The sequence below is a fragment of the Actibacterium sp. genome (assembly GCF_041584535.1).
Taxonomy (GTDB): Bacteria; Pseudomonadota; Alphaproteobacteria; order Rhodobacterales; family Rhodobacteraceae; genus Actibacterium_D.
In genome coordinates this window covers 1-2,476 of record NZ_JBFHDW010000343.1, presented here as the reverse complement: position 1 = coordinate 2,476, position 2,476 = coordinate 1, and the positions used below count along the sequence as shown (strand labels likewise).

Sequence of the window (2,476 nt, the reverse complement as noted above, 5' to 3'; positions counted from 1 at the left end):
GTTTCCTCGATATATTCGCAGATCGCCTGGCTTTCCGACATGGTGCGGCCATCCATACGCAGCACTGGCACTTTTCCCGCCGGATTGCGGCGCAGAAAGTCCGGGGACTGTTCCCAATAGCGTTCCTCGATCAGCTCGACCTCGATCTTTTTCTCGGCCAGCACCAGCCTCAGCTTGCGGCAATAGGGGGACAACGGGACGTGGAAAAGGCGGTTCATGATCTGATCCGGGATATTGGGGCTGGCCCTGTCTTGCCGTGCGGCGCGGGGGAATTCAACCGTCGAAACAGGATGCGCGGCCATCGACCTGAATGGTTGCCGCCCCATCCATCACTTGCGCCACCCGTTTCAGCAATGCCTTGCTGAGATCGGCGGCGTTGCGGTCTTTCGGGTCGGGCAGCACCACGGCCAGACGCGCCGCCTGATTGGCGGTCAGCTTGGCCGGGGAGGTCTTGAAATAGTGCCATGCCGCGGCCTCGACCCCGAACACGCCCTCGTCGAACTCGGCAATGTTCAGGTAGATCTCAAGAATGCGCCGTTTCGTCCAGGCGGCTTCGACCATCGGGGTCAGCACCGCCTCAAGCGCTTTGCGCAGCCAGCTGCGGTCTTGCCACAGGAACACGTTCTTGACCGTCTGCTGGGTGATGGTCGAGGCCCCCCTCCGCCCGCCCTCGCGCAATGCGGCGCGGATGGCGTTCATATCGAATCCCCAGTGCAGGCAGAAATTGGCATCCTCGGCGGCCACGACCGACCGCGCCATGACCGGGGCGATCTCGTCGAAATCGACCCATTGCCGGTCAACATGGCCCAGATCGCGGCCTTCGGACCAGATGGTGTGGGTGATGGGCGGGTTCAGATAGCGATAGGTCAGAACCAGCACTGCAATCGCCAGAAACACCACTGAGACCGTGCGCAGAACATAGCGCAATGCCCGCTTTCCCGGCCGCAGTTTGCGCCAGTTCAGGCGCGTCGCGCCCTTGGATTTCTTTGCCTGTTTCGCCTGTTTTGCCACGTCGGCACCTTATCCGCCCACCGGGTTTGCGCGAAATGAAAAAAGGCCGGGCGTGGTGCCCGGCCTTCATTTTTCCAGTGCCAAAGCGCGTGGATTATTCCGCCGGAACGGCGGTGCTTTCCAGCGACAGCGGATGTGCCAGCTTGTTCAGCATCTCTTTCGGGCAGATCTGAACGAAGTTGCCGATCTCGATATCCCAATGTTGCAGGATGTCGCGGGCTTTCAGGCTTTTGGTTTCCAGCGCATGACGTTCGATCAGGCCTTTCAGCTGATCGTGCCAATGATCGACCGTCACCGGGCAAGTCACCAGCGTTTCCATGTTCATCATGTCGCCCGATTTGCCCTCGGGGTCGTAAAGATAGGCCATGCCACCAGTCATACCGGCACCAAAGTTCGCCCCGACCGTGCCAAGGATCACCGCAACGCCACCGGTCATGTATTCACACCCGTTGCTGCCGCAGCCCTCGATCACCACCTTGGCGCCCGAGTTCCGCACGGCAAAGCGTTCACCCGCGCGACCGGCGGCAAACAGATAGCCGTCGGTGGCGCCATACAGCACCGTGTTGCCGATGATGGTGTTTTCCGACGCCACCAGCGGGCTGTGCATCGGCGGACGCACGATGATCGTGCCACCCGACAGGCCCTTGCCGACATAGTCGTTCGCATCGCCCGAAACCTCGATCTTCAGGCCCGGCGCGGCGAACGCCCCCAGCGACTGACCGGCGGAACCGGTCAGTTTCACGTGCAGGTGGTCGGGTTGCAGGCTGTTGCGCATGCCGAACCGCTGAACGATATGGCTGGAAACGCGGGTGCCCACGGTGCGGTCGGTGTTCTGAACCGCATAGGACAGCTGCATTTTCTCGCCGTCTTCAAGGAAGCGGTGACCGTCCTGAACGATTTGCGCGTCCAGAGTGTCGGGCACGACGTTGCGCGGCTTGTTGCGGTCGTAAACGATCTGGGCCGCGCCATCGACGGTGATCAACAGCGGGTTCAGGTCCAGATCGTCCAGATGCGCCGAACCACGGCTGACCTGCGTCAGCAGGTCGGCGCGACCGATCACGTCATCAAGGCTGCGGGCACCGATGCTGGCCAGAATCTCGCGCACTTCCTGCGCGTAGAAGGTGATCAGGTTCACAACTTTGTCGGCATTGCCGGTGAACTTTTCGCGCAGGCGCTCGTCTTGGGTGCAGACGCCGACCGGACAGGTGTTCGACTGGCACTGACGCACCATGATACAGCCCATCGCGATCAGGGCGGCGGTGCCGATGCCGTATTCCTCGGCCCCCATCATCGCAGCCATGACAATGTCACGCCCGGTGCGCAGGCCACCATCGGTGCGCAGCGTCACGCGGTCGCGCAGCTTGTTCATCGACAGAACCTGATGCGCCTCGGTCAGACCCATTTCCCACGGCAGACCAGCATATTTGATGCTGGTCGCGGGCGAAGCGCCCGTGCCGCCGTTATG

Annotated in this window: 3 protein-coding genes; all 3 read right to left on the bottom strand. The window is 61.8% G+C overall.

The window, feature by feature from the left end:
* On the bottom strand, window positions 1-218 hold a 218-nt coding region (locus ABYW26_RS13350), incomplete at its 3' end, for a glutathione S-transferase family protein (RefSeq protein ID WP_372605408.1).
* Window positions 219-273: 55 nt separating this feature from the next.
* The gene (mtgA, locus tag ABYW26_RS13345; protein WP_372605407.1) at window positions 274-1,011 is read right to left on the bottom strand and encodes a monofunctional biosynthetic peptidoglycan transglycosylase; all 738 of its coding nucleotides are present in this window, start codon (window positions 1,009-1,011) and stop codon (window positions 274-276) included.
* A 94-nt stretch (window positions 1,012-1,105) separates the two neighbouring features.
* The coding region (locus ABYW26_RS13340) for a glutamate synthase-related protein (protein ID WP_372605406.1) at window positions 1,106-2,476 on the bottom strand (1,371 nt) is incomplete at its 5' end.